Annotated in this window: 22 protein-coding genes; 10 read left to right on the top strand and 12 right to left on the bottom strand. The window is 48.9% G+C overall.

Annotated features, from left to right (window positions below):
- Nucleotides 1-15 precede the first annotated feature (15 nt).
- On the bottom strand, nucleotides 16-921 hold the full coding sequence (locus tag KJS63_RS09710) for an NAD(P)/FAD-dependent oxidoreductase (RefSeq protein ID WP_244862552.1): 906 nt from the start codon (nucleotides 919-921) through the stop codon (nucleotides 16-18).
- A gap of 249 nt (nucleotides 922-1170) precedes the next feature.
- Here KJS63_RS09710 and KJS63_RS09705 point away from each other — a divergent pair, with 249 nt between their 5' ends.
- Nucleotides 1171-2742: a sensor domain-containing diguanylate cyclase gene (locus KJS63_RS09705; RefSeq protein ID WP_213618897.1), complete on the top strand. Its 1572-nt coding sequence runs from the start codon at nucleotides 1171-1173 to the stop codon at nucleotides 2740-2742.
- Nucleotides 2743-2814: 72 nt separating this feature from the next.
- On the opposite strand, the gene KJS63_RS09700 is transcribed toward KJS63_RS09705, so the two are convergent.
- The 3 genes from KJS63_RS09700 to KJS63_RS09690 form a co-directional block, all read right to left on the bottom strand.
- Complete coding sequence (locus KJS63_RS09700; RefSeq protein ID WP_213618896.1) at nucleotides 2815-3321, bottom strand: metallophosphoesterase family protein; 507 nt, start codon at nucleotides 3319-3321, stop codon at nucleotides 2815-2817.
- Between the two features lie 12 nt (nucleotides 3322-3333).
- Nucleotides 3334-4266 (bottom strand): DUF7916 family protein, encoded by a 933-nt coding sequence (locus tag KJS63_RS09695; RefSeq protein WP_213618895.1) that lies wholly within the window; start codon nucleotides 4264-4266, stop codon nucleotides 3334-3336.
- Nucleotides 4267-4400: 134 nt separating this feature from the next.
- Complete coding sequence (locus KJS63_RS09690) at nucleotides 4401-6089, bottom strand: glycoside hydrolase family 13 protein (protein ID WP_213618894.1); 1689 nt, start codon at nucleotides 6087-6089, stop codon at nucleotides 4401-4403.
- A gap of 194 nt (nucleotides 6090-6283) precedes the next feature.
- Here KJS63_RS09690 and KJS63_RS09685 point away from each other — a divergent pair, with 194 nt between their 5' ends.
- On the top strand, nucleotides 6284-7522 hold the full coding sequence (locus KJS63_RS09685; protein WP_213618893.1) for a multidrug effflux MFS transporter: 1239 nt from the start codon (nucleotides 6284-6286) through the stop codon (nucleotides 7520-7522).
- A gap of 68 nt (nucleotides 7523-7590) precedes the next feature.
- On the opposite strand, the gene KJS63_RS09680 is transcribed toward KJS63_RS09685, so the two are convergent.
- The 4 genes from KJS63_RS09680 to KJS63_RS09665 form a co-directional block, all read right to left on the bottom strand.
- Complete coding sequence (locus KJS63_RS09680) at nucleotides 7591-8208, bottom strand: TetR/AcrR family transcriptional regulator (RefSeq protein ID WP_213618892.1); 618 nt, start codon at nucleotides 8206-8208, stop codon at nucleotides 7591-7593.
- A gap of 124 nt (nucleotides 8209-8332) precedes the next feature.
- Nucleotides 8333-9787, bottom strand: coding sequence for an MDR family MFS transporter (locus KJS63_RS09675; RefSeq protein WP_213618891.1), 1455 nt, complete (start codon nucleotides 9785-9787; stop codon nucleotides 8333-8335).
- 275 nt (nucleotides 9788-10062) lie between these two features.
- Nucleotides 10063-10992 (bottom strand): Gfo/Idh/MocA family protein, encoded by a 930-nt coding sequence (locus tag KJS63_RS09670; protein WP_213618890.1) that lies wholly within the window; start codon nucleotides 10990-10992, stop codon nucleotides 10063-10065.
- An 86-nt stretch (nucleotides 10993-11078) separates the two neighbouring features.
- Nucleotides 11079-11963, bottom strand: coding sequence for an NAD-dependent epimerase/dehydratase family protein (locus KJS63_RS09665; RefSeq protein WP_213618889.1), 885 nt, complete (start codon nucleotides 11961-11963; stop codon nucleotides 11079-11081).
- A gap of 346 nt (nucleotides 11964-12309) precedes the next feature.
- Here KJS63_RS09665 and KJS63_RS09660 point away from each other — a divergent pair, with 346 nt between their 5' ends.
- Entirely contained in the window at nucleotides 12310-14109 is a 1800-nt protein-coding gene (locus KJS63_RS09660; protein ID WP_213618888.1) for an Ig-like domain-containing protein, read from the top strand.
- A gap of 126 nt (nucleotides 14110-14235) precedes the next feature.
- Here KJS63_RS09660 and KJS63_RS09655 read toward each other — a convergent pair whose 3' ends face one another.
- From KJS63_RS09655 to KJS63_RS09640, 4 genes are read right to left on the bottom strand one after another with little or no spacing between them, the layout of a single operon-like run.
- On the bottom strand, nucleotides 14236-14634 hold the full coding sequence (locus KJS63_RS09655) for a hypothetical protein (RefSeq protein WP_213618887.1): 399 nt from the start codon (nucleotides 14632-14634) through the stop codon (nucleotides 14236-14238).
- 3 nt (nucleotides 14635-14637) lie between these two features.
- Nucleotides 14638-15471, bottom strand: a complete 834-nt coding sequence (locus KJS63_RS09650; protein WP_213618886.1) for a DUF817 domain-containing protein — start codon at nucleotides 15469-15471, stop codon at nucleotides 14638-14640.
- Between the two features lie 35 nt (nucleotides 15472-15506).
- Nucleotides 15507-16034 (bottom strand): GNAT family N-acetyltransferase, encoded by a 528-nt coding sequence (locus KJS63_RS09645; protein ID WP_213618885.1) that lies wholly within the window; start codon nucleotides 16032-16034, stop codon nucleotides 15507-15509.
- Between the two features lie 39 nt (nucleotides 16035-16073).
- Nucleotides 16074-16490: a GNAT family N-acetyltransferase gene (locus KJS63_RS09640; protein ID WP_213618963.1), complete on the bottom strand. Its 417-nt coding sequence runs from the start codon at nucleotides 16488-16490 to the stop codon at nucleotides 16074-16076.
- A 245-nt stretch (nucleotides 16491-16735) separates the two neighbouring features.
- On the opposite strand from KJS63_RS09640, the gene KJS63_RS09635 reads away from it, so the two are divergent.
- The 7 genes from KJS63_RS09635 (at nucleotide 16736) to KJS63_RS09605 (ending at nucleotide 25246) form a co-directional block, all read left to right on the top strand.
- Nucleotides 16736-17362 (top strand): hypothetical protein, encoded by a 627-nt coding sequence (locus tag KJS63_RS09635; RefSeq protein ID WP_213618884.1) that lies wholly within the window; start codon nucleotides 16736-16738, stop codon nucleotides 17360-17362.
- A gap of 350 nt (nucleotides 17363-17712) precedes the next feature.
- Nucleotides 17713-19020: an ABC transporter substrate-binding protein gene (locus tag KJS63_RS09630; RefSeq protein WP_244862551.1), complete on the top strand. Its 1308-nt coding sequence runs from the start codon at nucleotides 17713-17715 to the stop codon at nucleotides 19018-19020.
- 91 nt (nucleotides 19021-19111) lie between these two features.
- Nucleotides 19112-20005: a carbohydrate ABC transporter permease gene (locus KJS63_RS09625; RefSeq protein ID WP_213618883.1), complete on the top strand. Its 894-nt coding sequence runs from the start codon at nucleotides 19112-19114 to the stop codon at nucleotides 20003-20005.
- 1 nt (nucleotide 20006) lies between these two features.
- Nucleotides 20007-20840 carry a carbohydrate ABC transporter permease gene (locus tag KJS63_RS09620; protein WP_068618967.1) on the top strand — a complete coding sequence of 278 codons (834 nt, stop codon included), beginning with the start codon at nucleotides 20007-20009 and terminating at the stop codon, nucleotides 20838-20840.
- A gap of 31 nt (nucleotides 20841-20871) precedes the next feature.
- Nucleotides 20872-22686 (top strand): cache domain-containing sensor histidine kinase, encoded by a 1815-nt coding sequence (locus KJS63_RS09615; protein WP_213618882.1) that lies wholly within the window; start codon nucleotides 20872-20874, stop codon nucleotides 22684-22686.
- A gap of 17 nt (nucleotides 22687-22703) precedes the next feature.
- The gene (locus KJS63_RS09610; protein ID WP_213618881.1) at nucleotides 22704-24218 is read left to right on the top strand and encodes a response regulator; all 1515 of its coding nucleotides are present in this window, start codon (nucleotides 22704-22706) and stop codon (nucleotides 24216-24218) included.
- Nucleotides 24219-24322: 104 nt separating this feature from the next.
- A complete protein-coding gene (locus tag KJS63_RS09605) occupies nucleotides 24323-25246 on the top strand; it encodes an AEC family transporter (RefSeq protein WP_213618880.1) in 924 nt (307 codons plus the stop codon).
- Nucleotides 25247-25269: the final 23 nt, after the last annotated feature.

Genomic DNA, 25269 nt, shown 5'->3' with positions numbered 1-25269 from the left:
GCCCAGCAGAATGATTCATGATTTCATTTCCCTGAGCGATTTATTAATTGAGATAGCTGCCATGACCCCATCTCCCATAGCTACCGTGACCTGCTCGGCATGAACACCAAGATCACCGGCCACCCACAAATGGTCAACCCGGGTCATTCGTGTGCGGGGGTCTGCCTCTACATGACGGTTATGGTAGAGATCAGCGCCAAGTGATTCAGCCAATTCAGAATGAACATGGTTACCACCAAATGAAATAAATCCCCGTTCCGCTGGGACCAGATCCTTATTCTCCAGCAGCACCCCCTGAATCCTTCCTTCCTCCTCAAGCACCCGGTAAATAGGTGACTCTATATACTTAATACCTTTATGCCTCATGGCTGCCAGCAGCTCAGATTTTACCGGAACCCGTTCGTGGTTGATATAGACCATCGTCCGGGCGCGTTCCGATAACAGCAGAGCCATGTTCGCCCCGCTGTCTCCGGAGCCCATCGTCACCGTGCTGGTATTCTGTATTTCAAAGCCGTCGCAATCCGGGCATACGTATACAGATTTGCCCAGCGTCGGTACAAGTCCCGGAAGATCAGGGAAACGGTCCATCAGCCCTGTTGCCAGCAGGAGCGTACGCGCCTCATAAGCCGCTCCCTCTTGTCCCTTAAGGCAGAACAAGCCCCCCGTCTTGTTCGCTTCTGTAATGGTATCCTTCGTAAATTTAACCCCAGCGAGGGCTGCTTGAGCACGGCCTCGCTGGCGCAGCTCGGCTCCCGATATTCCCTCCGGCCATCCAATAATATTATGATAACTTAAGCACAGGCTCGACCGTCCGCCGCCCGCGTCTATGACAAGGATACTGTAGGCGGAATACCGCCCCAGCTGAATAGCGGCTTGAAGACCCGCTATTCCTCCTCCGACAATAATACAGTCGTAGGTCACTCCCATTCCTCCTGTCTCTAATGAAGCAGCAATGTGCTGTAGTTACAAACTTATATTTAAACATTCCAGGTAAATTCAAACTCCTGTTCTATCCAACCGTTTTTGAGCTTCTTCAGCTTTTCAAATTACCTTTGATTCATTCGTCGAACTATCTGCCTGCACGGTGCTAAGATCATGTATAATGAATTATCATCGTCAAAAAGTGACACTTTTTATGCTTAAGAATATGATTACAGGCGGGATTTAATTTTGAAATTTCTAAGTAAAAAGGGGATTACTCTTCGCTTCAGCATCAGTGTGCTTGTAATTTCAGCGGTAGTGCTTACTATGATCATTGAAATTATCTCGGCCATTCAGGTGAATCGTTCCTCCTTAATCTCAAGCTATCTGCAGAATAATGATCAATACGCAAGAAAACTTGCAGCCAATACAGGCAATCTGCTAACGACCATGAGGCAGAACCTGATTGCCATAACCGCCATTCTTAAACGCGGCTCTTATTCCAACTCGGCTCTTCTGGATGATTTGTTCCAGGAGAACCGCCAGTATTTCAACTCGATCTTTATAGCAAATGAGGATCGAGTGATTCAGGCCACGAGCCCCAACACATCCGGGGTTCACCAAGGGGATAAACTGACATCCGAGGTGAGCAAGCGTGCGATAAAGGCTAAGGCTCCCTTCATTTCAGAACCTTACCTAAGCAAATCAGGGCGTTATATTATTCTGGTGTCGGCGCCTATCTTTAATTCCAAAGGCGTATATAAGGGTTTTGTTGGCGGAACGATCTATCTTGAGGAGAAGAATGTGCTGAACACCCTTCTTGAAGAGCATTTCTTCGGAAACGGTTCTTATGTATTTGTTGTGGAGAAGACCGGTCATATCATTTTTCACCCGGACAAGAACCGTGTGGGGCAAGCCGTCAGCAAGAATCATGTTGTTCAAAAAGTCCTGAAAGGAAATTATGGTTCCGAAAGAGTAACCAATTCCAAGCAGCATGATTTCTTCGCGGGTTATGCATTCGACCCTATCAGCTCATGGGGGATCGTAGCTCAGACCCCGGTCTCTGTCATTGACGGGCCGCTGTCCGATCTGATCCGCAGGATGCTGTCCCAATCTATGATCTTCCTCATCCCCATACTGCTCGTAGGCTGGTGGATGGCAAGCCGGATTGCCAAGCCCCTGCATATGCTGGCCAACTATTCGGAAGAAGCGACCATTAATCTGGATAAGAGCAGGGAACTTCCAGAAATCAGGTCCAGCTATTATGAAGTCCGTCTGTTATACCGCAGTGTTAGAATTGCTTTCCAGAACCTTAATGAAGATATGAATCAGCTACGCGATGAGGTGCACATTGACGGGCTAACCGGTCTTTCTAACCGCAAAGCCTTTGACAAAGTCATGGATAAGTGGATCAACAAACATGTACCCTACTCTTTAGTGCTGCTGGACATTGACCATTTCAAGCAAGTGAATGATACTTACGGCCATTTGATCGGAGATGAAGTGCTTAGATTCCTCTCAAGGCTCATGGAGGAGGTAAGCGGGGAAGATAGTCACGTATTCCGCTACGGAGGAGAAGAATTCGCAATTCTGGTGAAGCATGAGGAGACGTCCCATGCGTTAAGAACAGCGGAACGGGTCAGGAAGATCCTTGCCGCAACGGTAAGTCCAACCGGCGAGGCCATTACCATCTCAGCCGGGATTGCAACTTTCCCAGACCATGCGCTGGATGCTCATGAGCTGATCCGGCAAGCGGACCGGGCGCTCTATCAGTCTAAATTAGACGGCCGGAACCGGACAACGGTGAGTGACGGGGATTAACCCGGCGTAGGTTCGTATCGTATTCAACACAAAAAGCCTGCATAACCAGGTTTTTTGTGTTGAATGGGGTGTCTATTCTTTTGAATCATAAAAGATATGATCGGCTTCTATTCCGCTCTCACTAATCTTAAGAATACCCACTGAATAACGGGGCTCCCTCCGTTTATCCGCAGCCGAACCGGGATTGAATAACAAGACCCCATTCTCTTCCTTCAAGTAGGGCTGGTGGGAATGACCGAATAGGATGGCATCCACCTGATCTCCCTTAAAGGATAACCAGGCCCGCTCTTGCGTGGTCCGCCCCGTATAGGGAGTATGCCCGTGCACCAGACCGATTCGGTATGGGCCCAAGCTGAGGATTTTACGGTGGCCAAAACGCCCGATAATCTCCTCAGGATCATTATTGCCCGCAATGCCTTCAACAGGCGCCAGGGCGGCAAGCTGTTCATACACATCCATCGTGACCCAGTCCCCAAGATGAAGGATGAGATCCGCTCCCCGGAAGGCTTCGATTAATGCGGAAGGAAGCCGCTTGGCCGATCTTGGCATGTGTGTATCAGATACTACGCCCACGATCATGGAAATCCCCTCCTATCTCAATGGCGATGCAGCCATCCGAATGTAGGTATGACGACGGCCGCGGATGGCAATCGATAGAGCCTGGATGTTCTCTGGAACAGCAATTCCTCCAAAGCCCGCGTCCCCGATATGGAAAATATCCGCCCCGGCCCGCTTGGCGCTAAGCGCAATCTCCCGGATGGTCGCCTCATCCGCGCCCTCCTGGCTGGTTCCGATCGCGGCCAGTGTTAGAGCACCTTTGTCTTTGACAGCGGTGATGATCTTCGCAAGCTCCTTCTCACGAAGTCCGGGAACGGTACCCGGAGCAGGCAGCAGGATGACGTCTGCCCCGGCTTCTACAAAACGGAGCGAAGCATCCAGGTCCGTTACCCTTCCCTTCGTCCCCGCACCATGCATTTTACCCGCGATGATCAGACCGCCGAAATGTTCCTTAGCCAGCCGGATAGCTCCTTCAATCTGTGTATTCGTAACCCCTGTCTTCGGGTTCCCAGTGAGGCAGATGAAGTCAAAGCCCAGATCCTTAGCCTTCGCCAGAGATTTGGCGGTAGCTCTTCTTCCCTCCGGCAGCTCGAAGAGGGATTCCACCGCGTCCGCTTTGTCGTCCACTGGCTCCAGATTCACACCGATGGGTAGGCCGGTCATCGATTTAAGCTTCCCCACAATGTCCTCATCAGGACCCGCCTCAACATCCGCATCCGGATGGAAGGAGTTACCGGGCACCACACCTTTCACCTGCGGATGGAACACATCGAACAGATTAAGCAGGACCATATCCGCCCCAAAAGCTTTGGACAGCTCCGCATTTGATATTTCCGGAAGCAGGGACAAGGTTACCACATTCTCGGAAATAATCGTTCTTCCTTCCGTTGCGAGAATGGACTGCTTCAACTGTTCCCGGTTCATTTGGCGGAAGTCGGAGGCCCGGCAATCCAGGATTCTTTTCATACGACGATCACCTCAATTTCCAGATTCACTAGCTTATTTCATGTTATCACACCGCTCCCTGGGGAACAAAAAAACCAGAACAGCAGGTATCTCCTTGGATGTCATATTTGGAAATATCCGCCGCGCAAGTAAGGTTAGCTGTCTAATAAATATACCCTTGACTCATAAGGACGCAAAGTGAGCTTATTCACGTTCTCATTAGAAGAGGGTTTGTAATTTGAAATAAGCAGCTTGGCACCCTCTGGGCTGATCTCCTTCGGCCATTCAAAAACCGGCTGCTTATCGAAGAAATTGAGAATCACCAGGAGACGCTCATCCTCACATGTCCGGGTGTAGGCATAGATTTCGGGGTCCAGCGGGAGAAGCAGCTTGTACTCTCCGTAAACGATCACTTTATATTTTTTCCGGAGGGCGATGAGCTCCTTATAGTAATTATAAATGGAATCCGGGTCCTTCTGGGCAGCTGCCACGTTGACTTCCATATAATTGGAATTCACGTTAATCCATGGTTGAGCCTTGGAGAAACCGGCATTTTCGCTGTTATCCCACTGCATGGGAGTCCGGGCGTTATCCCGGCTCTTCTTGCGAATCGCCTTCATAATGCTCTCCTCCGGCATCCCTTTCTCCCGCATGTCATGGTAGAAATTCAGCGTCTCAACATCCCGGTAATCCTCAATAGAGGCAAACGACGGGTTGGTCATGCCAATTTCCTGCCCTTGGAAGATATAAGGCGTCCCTTCGAGAGTCAGAAGAAAGGTCGCAAGCATCTTGGCGGATTCAACCCGATAGTTCAAATCATTGCCGAACCGGGAGACCGAGCGGGGCTGATCATGGTTCTCCAGATAGTTGGCATTCCAGCCCTGATTATGGAGCACCGTCTGCCATTCACTCATCACTTTCTTCAGCTCAAGCAAGTTCCATGGCTTGACATTCCATTTGCCGCTGCCGGGTGACTCGGCATCCAAATACATGTGTTCAAATTGAAAGACCATGTTCAGCTCGCGCCGGGTGTCACCCACATAGTCAAGCGCTTGGTGCGGGCCTAACCCCGACGTTTCTCCAACCGTCATAATGTCGTAATGAAACAGCACCTGGTCATGAAGATTCTGAAGCAGCGTATGCACCTTGTCCAGATTTGAAAATAATTGATACGCCCTGACAGTAGGCAGCCGGTTCGGGTTATCCGCATCAGGCAGGCCTTGGGCCTTCACAATATGCGCAATCGCATCAAATCTGAAGCCGTCCACCCCTTTCTTCAGCCACCAATGGATCATATCGTGGAGCTCATCCACAACAGCCTGATTGTCCCAGTTCAGATCCGGCTGCTGCTTGGCATACAAATGCAAATAATAACTGTCGGTTGTGGAGTCATACTCCCATACGGAGCCGCTGAAATAGGACTCCCAGTTGTTCGGGGGGCCTCCGTTCTTTCCTTTGCGCCAAATATAATAATCCCGTTTGGGATTATCCTCTGACGATTTCGATTCAATAAACCAGGGATGCTCGTTCGAAGTATGATTAAGAACCAGGTCCATCATAATTTTCATCCCCCGGCTGTGAGCCTCACGCAGGAGCCGGTCAAAATCTTCCATCGTGCCGTATTCCGGCTGAATATCACAATAGTCGCTGATATCATAACCATTATCGTGGTTAGGTGATTTATAAATGGGGCACAGCCAGATCACATCTACTCCGAGATCCTTCAAGTAGTCCAGCTTGGATGTGACTCCCCGCAGATCCCCTATACCATCTCCGCTCGCATCCTTAAAGCTGATCGGATAAATTTGATATACAACACTTTCTTTCCACCACTTCGGGTTCATCTCACACAGCCTCCTTTATCTATCTAACACAGTACCCTGTCCTATACTTTTAAACAGGGGAACGTCTGGTAACAACGTGAATTGTATAAATAGCCTTTACATTTCTTCATCTTTGTATAATAATCAGATCTGGTTCAGGCAACTGTAACCACTCCGGTATCAATTTATTTTCAGAAAGGAAAGGTGAAGGGCTCATGGACAAAACAATAATTAACAACCCGGCGCCTTCGCTGCAGCTATCGCGTTCCCGAAGGTTATGGACAGCGGTAATTTTAGGGTCATTATCCGCATTCGGACCGTTATCCATCGATATGTATCTGCCTTCACTGCCGCGGCTCGCGACAGATTTACATACCACAGCGTCTCTGACCCAGCTGACCTTAACCGCATTTCTGCTCGGGCTTGCACTCGGACAGCTGGTTGTTGGACCGCTTAGCGATATTAAGGGAAGGCGTTCCCCTCTCTTGATCTCCTTAGGGGTTTATTCTGTATCATCCATATTGTGTGTCTTTGCTCCCAGCATTGGTGTACTTATCGGTCTAAGATTGATTCAAGGGGTGTCGGGCGCAGCGGGGGTTGTTCTGTCCCGGGCCATTGTCAGGGACTTATATTCAGGGACAGAGCTTACCAAGTTCTTTTCCCTGCTCATGTTAATTAACGGGGCGGCCCCAATTCTCGCGCCAATAATAGGGGGGCAACTGCTCCGCATTTTCCCGTGGCGAGGGGTGTTTGTCGTGTTATTTGCGGTTGGGGTCATCATGCTGATCGCCGTCTATTTCGGGCTGCCCGAGACCCATCCGAAGCACCGGAGAGCCACCGGAGGCATTCGCCAGACCTTCTCCACCTTCGGCAGACTGCTCAGAGACCGGGTATTTATGGGATATACAATTGCCCAAGGCCTCGTCTCGGCAGCCATGTTTGGTTACATCTCCGGCTCCCCGTTTGTCATGCAGGAGGTATTTGGCGTATCGCCGCAAATGTACAGCGTCATCTTCGCAGTCAACGGCATCGGCATTATTGCGGCCAGCCAGCTGACCGGACGTTTGGCCGGACGAATTTCCGAAGAGAAGCTGCTCGTCTGTGGCCTCAGTCTGGCCGCTGCCGCATCCGTCATCCTGCTGCTGGATATTACTTATCTTCAGCAGCTGCTGTCGGTGCTGATCCCCCTATTCTTCGTTGTAGCCTCTGTCGGAATCGTCGGTACCACCAGCTTCCCACTCGCCATGAAGGAACAGGGCGATTCCGCCGGCAGTGCCTCGGCGCTGCTTGGGCTGCTGCCCTTCGTGCTGGGCGCCGCCTGCGCGCCTCTGGTTGGCATTGGAGGCAGCCATACCGCGATCCCGATGGGCATTGTAATCGCCGTAGCGGATGTATGCGCAATTGGATTTTATTATGTGCTTGTCCGCCGGACGGTGCACCGCTCCAACCTATAACGGAAACAAAAAAGAAGCACCAGATATGCTCCTGGCGCTTCTTCTTTGTTTATTATCATATGACCGGGTTAAGATAGCTTCACATTCTTGAATAAAGGGCGGAAGTATAAATCATACGCTTTATCCGCAATTTCATCTGGTGTATAACCGCGGGATTTCCGAAGGTAAATATAACAATCCGGCTCTAATAAGAACAAGAACGCATTCACCACAAAACAGGTATCACAAGGACCGATCTCGTTAGCTGCCGCAGCCTGATTTAACAGCTGGCTCAAGGTTCCAAAGATGAATACGTACGGATGAGATTCAGAGAACTCAAAACCCATTCTCTGCAGCTTGTGGCAGCTCTCATCCAGAGCGCCAATCCAGACCATGGCATCCTCTACAAACCGGACCCACTTCAAAATGACCTGTCCGATCCGCTCTTCGGTGGACCAGGAAGGCTCCTCGATTCCACGCCGGATATCCTCCTTGATCACGCACAGCTTCTCCTCAATGAGATTAAGGCAGATATCCCCAATGCTTGCATATCTTCTATATAAGGTGCCCTGCCCGATCCCTGATGCCTTGGCGATCTGATGCATGCTTACCTTGTCAACGCCGCGCTGTTCGATAAGCTGTCTCGCGTTCTTCAAAATTAATTCATTGATTTCCAGGGAGCCTCTACTCTCTTCATGAAGCGGCATATACATAGTTCTCCTTCTATGCAGGTATGATATGGATGGATGTCATCCATATGAACAGAACATCTATATATTGTAACCCTTACTCCTATGAAGGATCAATCCCTCCACCGGACCGGCATCCCTCTTACTTCTCCTGAGGAATAGCACTTCGACGAATGAACAGGGCCAGAATGAAGGCGGCTACTGTAAGAATCGCCCCAACCCAAAATGCGCTGTGTACTCCTGAGGTCATCGCCTCTGCAATCTGCTTCGGATTGGTAGGATCTTTCACTCCGCTGAGATAGCGGGCTTGGCCTGAGGACATGATGCTGATGAAGAGCGCTGTCCCAACAGCGCCGGCCACCTGCTGAATCGTATTCATAATCGCGGTTCCATGCGGATACAGATGACGCGGCAGCTGGTTAAGCCCTGTGGTCTGGGCCGGCATAATCACCATGGAAAGCCCGATCATTAGTGCAATATGAAGCAGAATGATCACATATATCTCTGTCGATGTAGAGACTTGGGTGAACAGCCAGAGGGTGATCACCATGATCACAATCCCTGGGATGACCAAGGCTCTAGGCCCGAATTTATCGAACAGACGCCCCGTAATCGGTGACATCAATCCATTAATGATGCCTCCTGGTAGGAGAATCAGACCAACGGTGGAAGCCGTCAGCGCAAGTCCGCTGATCATAAACATGGGCAGAAGAGTCAAGGTGGAGAACAGGGTCATCATCAGGATGACCATCAGAATGACGGCCAGCGAGAACATCGGATATTTAAAGGAACGGATATCCAGCACCGGTTCTGCCAGCTTCAGCTGTCTTAGAACAAACAGCAGCAGACCAATGAAACCTGCAGCAAGGCAGATGATGACCAAGCTGCTGGACCAGCCGATCTCAGGATCTCCCGCACTGCTGAATCCATACACAATGCCTCCGAATCCTATAGTAGAGAGCAGAATGGACAGCAGGTCTACTTTGGGCCGTGTAACCTCAGACACATTCCGCAGATAAATGAAAGCGAAAATAATCGAAAATACCGCAAGCGGCACAACCGAGAAGAATAGCCATCTCCAGCTAAGCGAATCCAGGATAAGGCCGGCCAGCGTTGGACCGGTTGCCGGCGCGAACATAATGACCAGTCCGATCGTTCCCATGGCCGCTCCACGTTTCTCAGGCGGGTAGATGGTCAAGATCGTATTCATCATGACCGGCAGCAGCAGGCCTGTGCCGAGCGCCTGAACCAGACGCGCAATCAGCAGAACGGTGAAATTTGGTGACAAGCCCGCGATCAAGGTTCCGACTAGGAACAAGCCCATCGCACTGATAAAAATCTGTCTAGTGGTAAACCACTGAATAAGCAGCGCCGTAACAGGCACAAGAATTCCGATTAACAGCATATAGCCGGTGGTGAGCCATTGAATTGTAGAGTAAGGAACCTTTAGTTCCTTCGTCAGCTCGGTTAATGCTACCCCGAGCAGCGTTTCATTAAGCAGGGCAAGGAATGCCCCGATCATCATCGAAATGACAATGGGCAGCCGCTTTATATTCTCTATCGGTGCGGCACCAACCGCTGCACTTCCTGTATTCATTGTTATTCCTCCCTATGTATCTCTATTTAGGAAAATCTCCGCAGTATGGTTATCTTCGGAACTCGTCCGCCTCCTTCTTGGGAAAAAGTAAGAGATTTAATTCCGCATCGCGGACAATTGTCCGCACGATGTATATTAGCAGACAATTGTCCGCAGCGTCAATGTAAACAATAAATATAGTGGTTTATGGCAGTTTATTGTGTTTTGAGGCATAAAAAGCCGCCTTCGTCTCCGAGAGCGGCTTAGTCTTCTTCTTTTCTATTGATTTATAGTCCTTATTTATCCCAAGGCTCTGCCCCTTCAGCCTCAAGCTCCCCGACAAGCTCTTCACACAGCTTATGGGTAAGGAGCGCATCCCGTGCCGAAGGTGAAGGGTCTCTTCCCTCCCTCACTGCGGACAGGAACTCTTCAATCACCTGATCAAATCCCCTGCGGTACAGATTAGGGTCCCAATCATTAAAGCCCAGGTGCTTCTCTTCTCCACCAGAGTACTCGATGGTTGTGTTTAAATTTTTGACAACCCGCTTATTCCCTGGGCTCATAACCTCCAGAATCTCCTCCACGATTCCATTGTCCCGGTTCATGGTGCCAATACAGCTGAAGCCGTCCCCATCAAGCTGAAGCTGGACATGATACAGCCTGCCTTCCTGGACCCGGGCCGATACCCGGGTTCTCTTAATCTCACCGGGCGCCAGAAAACGCAAAGTATCCACAACATGAATAAAATCATCCAAAACAAACCGTCTCGCCACATCTGGGTGGTGAAGGCGGTTCTTCTGTAAAAGGACCAGCCCCGGCTCCTTCAGCTTCTTCTTAACCTGAGCGTACATCGGTGCAAATCTGCGGTTGAACCCGACCATTAGAATCCGCCCGGTCTGCTCGGAGAGCTCCACAATCCGAAGGGACTCTTCATAGGTGTATGCAATCGGCTTGTCCACATAAACATGAATTCCCGCCAGAAGAAGCTTCTCCACGATTGCAGGATGGGAATCTGTGGAGGTATGTACAAAGGCAGCATCTACCTTTGAAGCAATAAGCTCATCCACCGTGGTTACGCATTCCCTTACCCGGTATTTCGAGCTAAGCCTACGCAGTGTCTCCTCATTCCGTGTACAGAACACAAGCTCAATATCCCCGCGGGCCGTGATTACCGGCAGGTATGCTTTCTGAGCAATACCCCCAAGTCCGACGATACCGATTCTCATAGATTTAATCCTCCATTTGTCAGCGTAGTCCCTCTATTATAAATTCTCCAGGACGAGGAATAAAGGTAGGCTATCAGGTTCGCCGATTATGCGTGCCCATCCGCAATCGCTTGCACGAGCTTCGGAAACCAGCTGGCAAGCGGAGTGAACCTATATCCAGCACGAACGGCCTTGCTGGTATCCATAAGCCAATCAGCCGGGACTCCGAAGGGCGACTGGTTCTCCGGCCCGGTCTCCCCTTTAATTATGGCAGTCCGCCCGGTAGCTTCTTCTATGGTCCTTACAATCTGACGCACCGAAATCGATCCCTCGGATGCCGCGTTAACCGGACCTTTCACCAAGCCCTGACCGAGCCAGGCCAGAAACTCGGCTGCTTCATTCGAAGAAATAAAGCTGAGCCTCGCATCAAGATTGGGCACACCCATTGGAGTGCCCTTCTGGATGCGGTGTACGTGAAAATGCAGCCTTTTCGTATAATCATCCGTACCGAGCACAATGGGTATTCTCATGGCCTGAACAGGAAAATGAGCCTTTTGGAACAAGACGGCCTCCGCTTGCCTCTTACCTTCAGAATAAGCAAAGTCCGAGGAAGCCCCTTTTTTGATGGGATAACTATAAGGGTTAAAGTCATCTTCTATAACTGCCCGCCCTAAAGGCTCATATACAGACAGCGTGGAAGTCATAATGTACTGTCCGACCCGACCTTCGAAAGCGTCGACAGCAATTTGGGCGTCATCCGATGAGTAACATATGTTATCGTACACAAGATCCCAATCCCCCCGAGAGGTAAGGGCGAGCAGATCTGCCCTGTTAGTCCGGTCAAGTGTGAGATGTTTGATCCGCTTGCTGAAGATAACCGGTGAATTTCCCCGGGTAGCAATGGTGACATCGTGCTCGTCTTCTTGAAGAAGAAGCTCGACTAATTTTTTACCGAAATAGCGGGTTCCACCAAAAATCAATATTTTACGCATCCCTTTACCCCTCTTTCGCAATATTTATTTCTAAATTTAAAACGAAACGGACTTTTCAACAGATACGCCATTACCAACGTTGTAATTCTAATAGTAAACCCGCATGTGCTGTTATGCCAAATCATCGCTAACGATCATCTACCCGCCCGCTTGCTTGCTTCTGATGCTTAAGTACTTGTTGTTTTGATACCAAAGCATCAATTAAGGTTATGAAAATCCGGTACCATTTCCCGGAAAATTTATGTATATAGTGGGATAGTCAAAGAAATCGGACTCCTTAATAATGGATATTAGGTATTATTTTTTGTCCCACCGCAAATTAAAATTTTGGGAGGAGTGTCGAAGTTTGTTCCAATCTATCATTCGAAAAACTTCATATGCTGTGGCAAGTCTTGCCATCCTATCAGGTATTGTTATCAACCCGGGTTACGCTTCTCCAGTATCAGCCTCAGCTTCAGCTCATAAGCCAGTAATTGAGTGGTCCCACCAGTATGGCAAGGACCAGTTAAATTCCAACGGACGCAGTGTTACCGCCACCGAGGACGGCGGGTACATCGTCACTGGTGACATTGATGAAGACCCAGGTTCAGGGTACGGAATCACCAAAGCATACATCCTTAAGCTTGATGCTTCTGGGAAGATGCAGTGGGATCAGAAAATTCAGCACGGAGACTCGGAATATACGTATGCGCATCAAGCGGCTCCAACCCGGGACGGTGGATATATTGTCAGTGGGGCGACCAAAAATTATGATGGCAGACCACACAATGTTGTCTTCTTGGCCAAGCTGAATGCCCAAGGGAACGTGGAGTGGGAGAATGAATATGGTGACGGATATACCAATCAATATGGGGAATCTGTGGTTCAAGCCGAAGACGGCGGATTTGTTGTAACGGGATACAGTGTAACTTCCTATGGCGAAGCTCCGGCTTATGTGCTTAAGACAGATGCCCAAGGCAAAAAGCTATGGTATAAGAAGTTCAGATTTGGCAGCAATCAGTATTTTAATGATGTGATTGCCACACCAGATGGCGGAACGATTGCAGTAGGCACCCTTAACTCTGTTATTGGCACTGGTGAGGATGACGCCGGCATTGCTACGAAGCTGAATGCCAACGGCGAGGAAGTCTGGACGCATAAATATGCCCAGCCCAATTCCGGCCGCAGCGCATACGCCATCATTCCTTCGGATGACGACGGTTATTTAATCGCCAGCAGAACGAAAGATGACATGAACCTTCTGACCAAGACAGACGCCTCCGGTGAAGTAATCTGGGAGAAAAGCTCCACTTCGCAAGATGGTCGTGAACTCTTTACCGAGCTTGCTCGCACCAAAAACGGATATGCACTGATTGGGCAGAATGAGAAAGGCTCCTATCCTGATGAGCAGAACCGCTTTGAAATCCTGCTGTTGGATCAAAGTGGTGAAATTGCGGATAGATTAATTTTTGGTGATGCGAACCTTTATGGAATCGGCAAAGGTACTTATGCTCCAGACGGAGGGTTTGTGGTTACCGGGCAGGCTCATGAGAATAATAAATATTTCCTGCAGCTGACCAAGCTCGCTGCCCCGGACCAGCCTCAGGTAGACCCGGTTCTAACCGGAATTAAGTTCACCGACTCCAGCAAAAAAATTTTGGTGGGCGAGCATGCCCCCACTGTAGTGAATGCGGTCTACTCCGACGGCAGCGCAACCGGACTGACGGATGAAGTCACGTTCTCCTCGGATGACGAGCATACCGCTGTGGTAGACGGGAAAGGTCAGATTACCGGCATCAAGCCGGGCAGCGCCACCATCACTGCCGTATATCAAGGCCTTCAGGCGCAGTTGAAAGTAGAGGTATCCGAGACCCCGGGCAATGGAAATCCGGATGGTGAAGGCACCTTCTACCTGGACTCGGACGAGTATTCCTTAACTGCCGGGACCTCTCTGGACACGATTGCCTTCTTCAAGGATAAAGACGGGAAGATTCATGATGTGACCAAGGATGCAGCCTTTAAGAGTGACAATCCGAAAGTCGTGGAGTATGACGAGGACGGCAACATCATCGGGGTGCATGCGGGAATCACTCACATTACCGCTGAATACAAGGGACACTCGTACAGAGCGCTTGTTCAAGTGGTTCGTACCTCTGTACCGAAATAACGGATAGAACAAAATCAGGTGCCGTCTTCTCAGACGGCACCTGATCTTGTATAAAAGTTCGATTTGTGTTTAAAAAGCTCCAGGAACGAACGACTGCTCCCTTTTCCATATAACAAGCAAGCTCTGTTATCTTCGTGTCTCAAACAAGCTCTTAATCAGGGAAATCCCACTGATTACCCCCAAATAGAAATGACCGTTCCGGTCGGTTAAAGCCAAATACTTGGGAAACAGAGACAGCTTGAAGTAATACGCCGCTAGAACATACACCAGCAGGATAAAGCTTGGCAGGAATACGGCTATAAACATCGGTTTGTTGAAGCTAGACCTGCCGGGAAGTCCGAACAAGCCGCTCAGGTAAATGCCAAGAATAAGGGCAAACAGTGTTCCTGCCCATATACTTCTTTTAATGTTGAAATCCACCTGGCCTTTGCGGGCAATCTCGTCCAGGTATTGATTACCATAATAGAGCAGCAGAATAGCACCTATCGTCCAGATCACATAATACAGATACCCTTTTCTCTTCATTCGTCAACTCTCCCGCTTGATAGATTCCGAGTTATACTCCGGCTGCTGGCCCCCGCTTATGACATATTCCTTCCGGTCGCGTTGCCCTTTAACATGCTTCAATTGAGCCACGATAATCAGACTGATCACCACCAGCAGGAACCAGGAGCTGATCTTGCCAAGATGCACCATCTGCCAGGCATGCTCCTGATCCGGATAGCGCCACGCGCCCAGAAGTGTGGATATATTCTCCGCCAGCCAGATAAATAAGCCCACCAGCAGGAAGCTTAGCAGTAGCGGCATCCGGAGAGTTCGCTCCTCCACCTTGAAATAAACCTGTGTTTTATAGAATATGACGCACAGCAGCACAATTAGAATCCATCGGTAGTCACCAATGTAATGGTGTGTGAAAAAGTTCAAATAAATCGCACCGCTGATCACCCAAGGCAGCACTGGCCCCGGCCAGCCTGTAATCTTCAGGTCAAACCTGCGCCAGGCCTGACAGATGTAGCTGGCCACACTCGCGTACATGAACCCGCTGTACAAGGGAACACCGTAGAACTTGCTCCACCCGGGTTCAGGGTAAGACCAGGAACCCATGTGCACTTTGTACAGCTCCAAAGCAAGCCCAATAATATGGAACAAACAGATCACCTTGAGCTCATCCAGAGTTTCCAGGCTGAACACCACCATTGCTACCTGGGCTACGATACATATCATAAGAATAAGATCATACCTTGGTACATAAGGCACTTGAACGACTTTGGTGACAGCCAGGGATGCGAAGATGATCACCGGGAACACGCAGGACAAAGCCTCTTTCCAGCCGAAAACCCATAACTTGCGCCAAAATTGCATGGTTCACCGCCTTATCTTAATACAGCCTCATCCACTTAAAGCTTGATCAGCATATGAATGTCCTCAGGCTCAAGCTCAAATAGCTCCGGGTCAACCTCCTGGGTTACCTTACTGCCGCAGTGGGTATAGAAATTAACGGCAGACTGTGTCTCCGTGGAGGAGACATATAGATAGGATGCGCCGCGACGGAGCGCCTGCCGTTTCAGTTCATCCATCAGCGTCCTTCCAATTCCCTGCCTGCGGTAGTTTCTTGATACATACATCAGGTCAACCTGCAGCTGGTCCTGATTCTTGCCGCGGAACTTGTTCGCAAGCACGCCGAAACCAGCCAGCCTATCGCCATCGAAAGCCCCATAGGCGTATCCTCCATCCGACAGCTGCTCCTTGTACCGGGTCTTCAGCTCCTCCAAATGGTGCTGATCCCAGGTTCCACACTCATGGCCTGCCGGAATTTCTTTGACGCTTCCATCCTCCATACGGTAAATCTTCTCAATATACTCCGAACGGTCAATATGAGAGATCAACTCCACATCTTCATGTGTCATCGGTCTATAGTTAAGCATACTGCTTTATTCCTCCATTTCATTCAATCCCTCTATCGTTTATCCAAGCTCCATTTCCATCAGAATCATGTCCTTACAGGCAATCCCGTTCTCCATAATCGGTTCACTGTAATGCTTCACGAAATAATCCCGCTCCACGCCAGTAATACGGAATCCGTTCTTCTGGTAAAATGCCAGCTGGTCCAGGCTGGAGTTGCCTGTACCTACCTTCAGCAGACGATAGCCCGCCTTCCGCGCAGCGTCAATTGCGTGCTGAAGAAGCTTTTTGCCAAACCCTCTGCCCTGGGCTTGTTCATGCACCGCAATATTGACAATCTCCGCCTCCTCCGGCGAACGCGGAAGCAGAACACAGACACCAAGAATCTCTTGATCCACAACCAAGGTGTACACTGAACTTTTATGTATATAACTCTGCACCATCTGCTCATCCGGATCTGCCAGCAGCAGCAGTTCCATTGGCAAAGTTTCAGGTTCCAAGTGCTCTTGAATAAGTATTGTAGTAATAGATAACGCCTCCTGAATTTATGTTTGTATTAGGGCAGCCTGTTCTATTATAGCATTTTCTGAGTTTTGGAACTTAGGGAGGAGGCACTTATACCAATAAATAATAGAATAGTCCCTATAAATCCCAGGATAAATTATCCATAATTGTAATGAGGATAGAGAACTATTCTTACAAAAATCTAAAGGAGGTTTTCTCTATGAAAAAACCAGGCAGCCGCATCAGCAGCAAGACTACAGTCTTACTCACAGGCCTCATTCTCGCCATGGCTGTGCCGGGCACGGGATATGCCTCTGCCGAGGTTCCTGTGATTGAGAACAGTACCAACAATACATCTAATGTGGTCATTACGTTCCCTGGACAGCCAAATACAGGCGGGGACTATACTGTCGGAGGTGGAGGGGCGACTACTCTGCCTAGCAATCCGGGAATACCTGATGTCGATGGAGTAGGAAATCCAGACGAAGTTATAATTTCATTTCCTGGCAACCCAGGGGGAATACCGGACGTGGGTGGGGTTAAAAATCCAGACGGATCGCCAGTCACACAGCCAGACATGCTCCATTTTACTCTGGACTCTGATGAGTATTCGGTTACAGTAGGTGACACCCTGGACACCGCTGCCTACATCAAGATCGGCCAAGGCCCTTTGAAGAGAGTTACAGATGACGTGGTCTACATAAGCGAACGGCCCGACCTTCTTCAGGTGGACAGCCAAGGCAATCTCACCGGCTTGAAGCCTGGCCTCGCCCGGGTGACCGCACTACACAGCGGCAAGCTGTTCACCGCAAAGGTCCTGGTCGTGAATCCTTATCAAGTACGTTAACCGTTTCTGTACAAGCAAATGATCCTGCCCAACATGCCTAACCTTCCAGCCATAATGGCCAGAGGGTTAGGTTTGTTTCTTGATTTCACTAATTTTAATTTAGATCCGAATCCCTTCCTCCTTCCATCCCCTTACATTTCAGATCCACCTGAAACCCATCATTTCCCTTTTATTGAACTATGTTGTGATTCGTTGTACTTTGTTATAGTTATTTCTTGGGCCTATCAAGGTCTTTAAACAAACAGGATAACAGAAGACAATAAATCACAATTGAGTACCTTTAAACGAAAAACTCTCCAGCTATATAATTGCCTTGTAAACGCTATCAAATATGAAAAGGGGCGAATCAATTGAAGAAAAAGCTATTCTCAACGGGAGTTTCCATGGCTGTGGTCATGTCCCTCCTTCTCTCCGGCTGCGGCTCGGACAATTCTGGAAGCGGGAACACACCTGCTGCAGACCCGGGCAAATCCAATCAAGAAACGTCTAAAAACGCTTCGGACATCAGCGGCAAAATCACCTTCCTGACCAACCGTACGGATATGATTGGCAAGGAATACGACGAGTATCTGAAACGCTTCAATGAAAAATACCCTAATATCGAAGTCGAGCTTGAGCCTTCCCAGACAGACTACAATCAGCAGGCAAAAGTTCGCATGGCCAGCCAGGAGCTGCCAGACGTAATGTTCATTCCAACAATCCCGAACTCGGATCTTCCTAAGTACTTTGCTCCACTAGACGATCTCGGGCTTAATGATCAAGTAACCTTCAAAGACTTTAAATCCTTCGATGGCAAGCTGTACGGAATTTCTTCCGGCAACTCCACTTCCGGTATCGTATATAACAAAAAAGCTTTCGCAGATGCAGGAATTACAGAGGTACCCAAGACTTGGGATGAATTCCTGGCTGCTTGTGAGAAGCTCAAGCAGAAAGGCATCGTTCCGCTGGCTTCGAACTTCAAGGACAAGTGGCCGCTGAACAACTGGGTGTATGATCTTCCCCGGGTTATTGAGAACAACCCGAACTTCCCGAATGACAAACTCAACACAGATACCCCATTCACCATGGACAATGGTTACGGCAAAGCGATGGGACTCCTTCGCCAGCTTAACGAGAAAGGTTACCTGGAGAAGGATATCAATTCAACAAACTGGGAGCAGTCCAAAAAGGATATTGCCGCAGGCAAATTCGGAATGTATTTCCTTGGGAACTGGGTTATCAACCAGGTCATCGGGGCTGGAACAACTTCGGACAATGTCGGGTTCTTCCCGCTGCCATATGACAATTCTGGCAAACCATCTGCTGCTCTAAGTCCTGACTTCTTCTATGCGGTCGCCAAAGACAGCGAGCATGTGGACGCAGCCAAGACATTTGTGAAATGGATGATTGAAGAGTCCGGTTATGAGGATTTCGCCGGGTTCATTCCGCCTCTTAAGAACAAAGAATCCAAACTGGCTCAGCTGAAGGAATTCCAGTCGGGCGGCGTGAAGCTCCAGGAAGGTACAGTGGATGATCCTGTTGTAACAGACATCAGCAACAAGGCACAGCTGGATCTGCCAGCGGTAGCACAGGAATTTGTGCTTGCCTCTGATCCGCAGAAAGTGCTGGATAAATGGAATGCCGCATGGGCCAAAGCTAGAAAAGAAGTGAAACACTAATTCCAGAAAAACCAGGGAAAATGGATTATCTTCTGATGGATAATCCATTTTCCCTATAACTTTTGAAGATCTATAGAAAGAAGGTCTGAGGATGTTTGGAAGCCTATCTTACTCAAAACAGAAAATGATCATTATTATCTCCTTCCTGACCGTCCCCCTGCTTCTGCTTGCCACCTTTACCTATTATCCGGCTATAAAGCTGGTTTATTACAGCTTCACCAACTGGGACGGCTACAGCCCTGAGAAGCCGTGGGTCGGCTTGGACAACTACCGGGAGGTGTTCGCCAATCCGGATATTTTCAAAGTATTTGAGCATAACTTCGCCTACTTTGTCATGGGGATCATCCAGAACATCATTGCCATTTATTTTGCTGTCATTCTAAATAATAGACTTCGGGGGAAGAACTTCTTCCGTATTCTCCTGTTCCTTCCCTATATCATGAACGGTGTGGCCGTAGCTTTCATGTTTGGTTATGTATTTGATACCACTAACGGCTCCCTTAACCTTTTATTAGGCAGCTTGGGCCTTAGCGGCCTTTCCGATACCAGCTGGCTCGGAACCGAAGGCCTGGTGAATTACTCACTGGCTTCCACCGGCTTATGGCGTTTTATGGGTTATAACATGGTGATTTATATCGCTTCCTTGCAGGCTATTCCACAGGATATCTTCGAAGCCGCCAAGATAGACGGGGCGAGTTCCATGCAAACATTATGGAGAATTACCCTTCCTAATATGAAGCCGGTCATCCAACTGAATCTGTTTCTTACCGTCACCGGGGCCCTAGAAGTGTTTGATCTTCCCTTCGTGCTTACGAAAGGCGGCCCGGCCGGAGCCAGCCAGACGTATGTGCAGCGGGTTGTGGACACCGCCTTTGCTTATAACAATTATGGCCTTGCCTCAGCGATGAGTATTATTCTGCTGTTCTTTGTCGTCTTTGTCCTCTTGATCCAGCAGCTTGTTCTCAACAGGGGAGGTAACAAATAACATGAAAAGCACAAAGTTCAACTTCATAAGCCTTCTCAAGTATATAACTTTGCTTGCCGGGGTATTTGTCGTTCTCTTCCCTCCCTATGTCGTCATTGTTAATGCCTTCAAATCCAAGGATGAGTTCAATACCAGCAATTCGATGGAACTTCCCCACAGCTTCTTTAATTTCGAGAATTTTGTCACCGTGTTCAAACGGGGACATCTGCTAAGCGGGTTCAGCAACACACTGGTCATCATTGTTGTTGCGCTTGCGCTAAACATTCTTTTTGGTACAATGGTAGCCTACGTTCTGGGACGATTCAGCTTTAAGCTGAAGCCTGTAGTGTTTGGAGCTTATCTGGTCGCAACCATTATCCCGAGCATCACGACCCAGGTAGCTACTTTCGGTATCATTAAAAGCTTGGGGTTGTACAATACCCTGGGAGCGCCTATCATTCTATATGTTGGTGCCGACGTCATTCAGATCATTCTGTACCTGCAATTCATCCGAAATATTCCTGTGGATTTGGATGAGAGCGCGATGGTAGAAGGCGCATCCTTATTCAGGATTTATAGATCTATTATTTTCCCGCTGCTGACTCCAGCGACCGCTACACTGGTCATCTTAAAGACGATCAGTATTTACAACGATATGTATATTCCTTATCTATATATGCCTAAACAAAGTTTGGGTGTGGTAACCACCGTGCTCATGCGGTTCCAGGGTGTGAATACAGCGGATTGGAATCTGATCTGCGCAGCAATTCTGCTCATTCTGCTGCCTACGGTCATTCTGTATTTATTCTTGCAGAAATATATCTTCGAGGGAGTGACCAGCGGCGCTGTGAAGTAGCTTGGGGAATGGAGAGGAAGGTCGTTCATCCATGTTTTCACTTATACGGGGTAATCTGCTCAAAGGCTGGTTATTTCTTGCCAACCTTTCCATGCAAAAAAAGCTGATCGTCATCTTTGTCTTTCTGATATCTATGCCGATCACCTATGTAACCTACCTTTCAGCGCGCTCAACTCTCCAATCTGTGCTTGAAAATGCGACAAATAACGCCGTACAAATGACTGCCAATGCCTCCAATACATTGGACAGCTATGTGGCGGATCTAAAAAGATATACGGTTCTCCCGTTATATAACAAGGAAGTTCAATACTACCTGGAGCAAAAGGGTACCAATTGGGACAAAAACGTCAGTATCGGGATGTTTCTCAGCTATCTGAACCATACCAAGGAAGAGATCTCAGCTGTCTATCTGGTCGATAAATTCGGATCGGTCTTCTATGACAAGAACACGACCATTACCGAGCTGTATCCCTACGAGCAGCTTGCGCAGTGGAACAGCCTCATTCGAAATAATGGCGGGGCCCCGATTATTACAGGCAGGCATACTATCCGCGCCAATTCCAATGGAAGCAAAGAGGTATTCACGGTGCTGCGGACCGTCAAGTCTGCCAGTACCCTTAAGGATATAGGCATCATCGCGTTTGATACAGATATCAAAATATTCAAACAAACCTTTGACCCGGTAAACCAAGTTACCGGAGGCAGCTCGATGATCGTGGACAGCCAGGGCAAACCCCTGTTTGCCAACGATAACGGCGGGTTCGACCCGGCCAACCAGCTGAGCCTGCTTCTGAAGCAGGTCAATCTTGACCAAGGCTCTTTCCAGTCCGAAATTGGAGGACAGAAGTATTTAACCGTATACAAGGTGTCACAGGAAACCGGGTGGATTATGCTGCACAGCATTCCCCTGAATCATATCCTGTCCTCTTTCGAGCAGAACCGTTCGGCACTTATCCTGACCACTTTAATCATCCTGGCGTTCGCCCTTCTCGTAGCTACGTTCATTTCCTACGCGCTGACCCGGCCGCTAAAATCCATGGTCCGCCTGATGAAACAGGTCCAACGTGGCCATCTCGGAGTCTCGTTAACGCCGAAATATAATGATGAGATCGGGCTGCTTGGCCACCAATTTAACCGGATGATTACAAGGATCAAGGATCTGCTTGAGGAAGTTTCTATTACAGAGAAGCGTAAACAAAAGGCGGACATGCGCGCGCTTCAGAACCAGATCAATCCTCATTTTATTTATAATACGCTGGAGTCCATTCGAATGTTGGCAGAGAGCAACGATGACCCCCGCGTAGCCGAGCTTACTTATTTGCTGGGACTACAAATGAGGTACAGTATCAGCCGCAGTGAAGAGACTGTCACCATAGCTGAGGAGCTTGAGCATGTGAGAAATTACTTTCAACTGCTTCAGATCCGTTTTCCGGGAAAATTCGAGCTGGAGCTTGACATCCCGGATGCTTTCCTGGAACTGCCTGTGCTCAAGCTTGTATTTCAACCCATCGTGGAGAATGCGGTCTTCCACGGTCTGGAGAAGAAATCCGGTCCCGGGCTTCTTACCATTACAGCCTGGAGCCGGGATGACAACGCGATGTTCCTGATCAAAGACAATGGAGTAGGTATGAGCAAAGATAAGCTTCTGGCCCTGAACAACAACCTTCAAAGCGCCGAGCCTGGAGAGAATTTCGGAATCGGGCTGCGGAATGTAAATGAACGCCTGTGCCTGCATTATGGTTATTCCTATGGACTTCAGGTTGAAAGTGAGCTTGGCGTAGGTACAAGTGTCACACTTCAGATTCAAGGGCCAACCCTGTACGAGACCGAAGACAATACTAAATAACCAGGGGGGACAACACATTGCTGCGTATCGTAATTGTAGATGATGAGGTACTCATCCGGGAAGGACTTGCCCGCATGATCCAGAAAGAGAACCCGGAGTTTCTAATCACAGGCAGCTGCTCGGACGGGGAACAGGTGCTTCATGATCTCAATCTTGAAGCTGTCGATGTGGTCATTACAGATATCCGCATGCCCCAAATTGGCGGCCTTGAACTGATTCGCAAACTTAAAGACAGTTATCCGCATATCCGGTCTATTCTAATGAGTGGCTTCACAGAGTTCAGCTATGCCCAGGAAGCGATACGTTGTTCTGCTGTCGACTATTTGCTCAAGCCTATAAACAAAGACCAGCTGTTCGCGCTTCTATACCGGCTGGATGAGGAACGGAAGAATACCCGAAAGAAAGAGGACCAGCAGCGTAAAGGCATCCTGCTGTCTGTCTTACTCAGCAGGGCTTCTTCCGATTTTCTTCTATCTGAGCTGGTACTGCCCTGTCCCTATTTCACCCTGCTTGCCATAAAAATGAACAGCTCCATCGCTTTAACTGCATTTAAGGACTCCCTTCTTAAAATGGAGACTGTAATGCACTCGGATGTCCTGGAGCTTCATGAGCATATGCATATTCTGATCTGTTACTCGGATAAGGAGCCGAGTGTTGATCAGCTTCAGGTGATGTGCAGTGCCATCTTATCCTCTGTCTCATCTAAAATCCTGGTTCATATCGGCATAAGCCGCTCCTATCACCTTGCATCTGAGCTGTACACAGCTTACCTGGAGTCCATCAGGGCCTGTGGCCAGGGAATATACAGCGAATCATTCCGGTATATTGCCCACATCCAGGATATCAGCCTGCCTTCAACAGATATGCTGCAGAGATTGACCGGTGACAAATCTGAACTGGTCCATGATTTGCAGATTCTGAACATCAACCAGATCATGAAGCGGATTAAGGAAGGTTTGGTGCTGTTAAAGACAGAAAATTCCGAGCCGGAAAGCTACCTGAGATATGTTGGATGGATTCGGGAGACAGCCGCAAATGAACTGCAAGAGTTTGAAATGGTATACGAATCGTCTTCTGACCTAAAACAGGTGCTGCCTGCTGTTATGAGCTACACTGAACTGGAATCAGAAATTATGGACACCTTTCTGTCGGTGTTCACAGAAATCCGGAACAAACGGATGTTAATGGGAGGCAATGCGGTTGAGACGGTAAAACAGTGGATCTCGGCCAACTATAATCAGCAAGCCGACCTAAATGAGCTGGCCCGGATGGTCTATCTGACTCCAAGCTATTTGAGCAAGCTCTTCAAACAGGAGACTGGATTCACACTAACGGATTATATTATTGATGTGCGGATCAATCAGGCTAAGCACCTGTTAAAGACGGCCCCATGGATGAAAATTCATCATATCGGCGCAGAGATTGGTTATGATGACCCCGCTTATTTTAACAAGCTGTTCAAGCGGATCGTTGGGCTGACACCAAACCAATACAGGCAGATCGCACGGCAATCCCATACCAGCCCCCAATAAGCCGAGATGATTCCCCTGCACTCCACCCGGATATCTGGTATAATGATCAGCGCACGGGCAGTTCTTGCCCCCACCTGATTATTAGGAAAGAAGATGAACTCACCATGATTGCCGTCATCCTTGTTCAAGTTGTGCTGCCGATCTTTATTCTGATTGGAATCGGCTCCGTAATGCAGTATGTATTCAAGCTTGATCTGTATACATTAACCAAAATCAACTTTTATTACATTACGCCGGCTGCTGTATTCATCAGCATGTATCATTCGGAAATGTCCCCGGCGCTGCTTGGAAGTGTGGCCCTATTCTACACGCTGTATGTCCTTGTTCTCTATGGCGCCGGGACGCTGATGTCCCGCCAACGCAAGTTCAGCCGCGGCATGAAGGCCGCCTTCACCAACAGTCTGATTCTCGACAATTCCGGCAACTACGGTCTGCCGATTAATAATCTGGCTTTCCGGGGCGATCCCCTGGCCAGTTCCATTCAGGCTCTGATCATGTCGATGCAGAGTCTGCTAACCTTCACCTATGGCGTGATCTCCATTCAGGGCGCCAAGACCGAGGGGTTGTATAAACAGGCGGTCAGCGGATTTTTGAAAATGCCGGTCCCTTACGCGCTTGTGCTGGGACTGCTTATGCATATTTTCAATGTGCCGCTGCCCATGTTTATCTACCAGCCGCTGCAGTACGGGGAGCAATCCATGGTCGCCATTGCTCTGCTGACACTTGGCGCCCAGATCATTAAATATCCGCTAAGACTGGACCGTATTGAGGTATACCTTAGCGTGGTCATGCGTCTCCTGTTCGCTCCTGCTGTCGGCTTCGTTCTCATTCTTCTGCTTGGACTGCGGGGAATTCCCGCGGAAGCCCTGCTCATTGCCTCCGGTATGCCGGTTGGAGTTAACACCTCCATCCTCGCCGAAGAATATCAGAATGAACCGGATTTTGCCGCACAGACAATTTTGATCTCGACCATTCTTAATGTAATCACGATTACGGGTCTGATCTCCCTTGCCAGATATTTGGCATGACCTCCCCCTGCGCAAACAACAAT

Source organism: Paenibacillus sp. J22TS3, from assembly GCF_018403205.1.
Lineage (GTDB): Bacteria > Bacillota > Bacilli > Paenibacillales > Paenibacillaceae > Fontibacillus > Fontibacillus tuaregi.
This window is presented reverse-complemented; position numbering and strand designations above follow the sequence as displayed.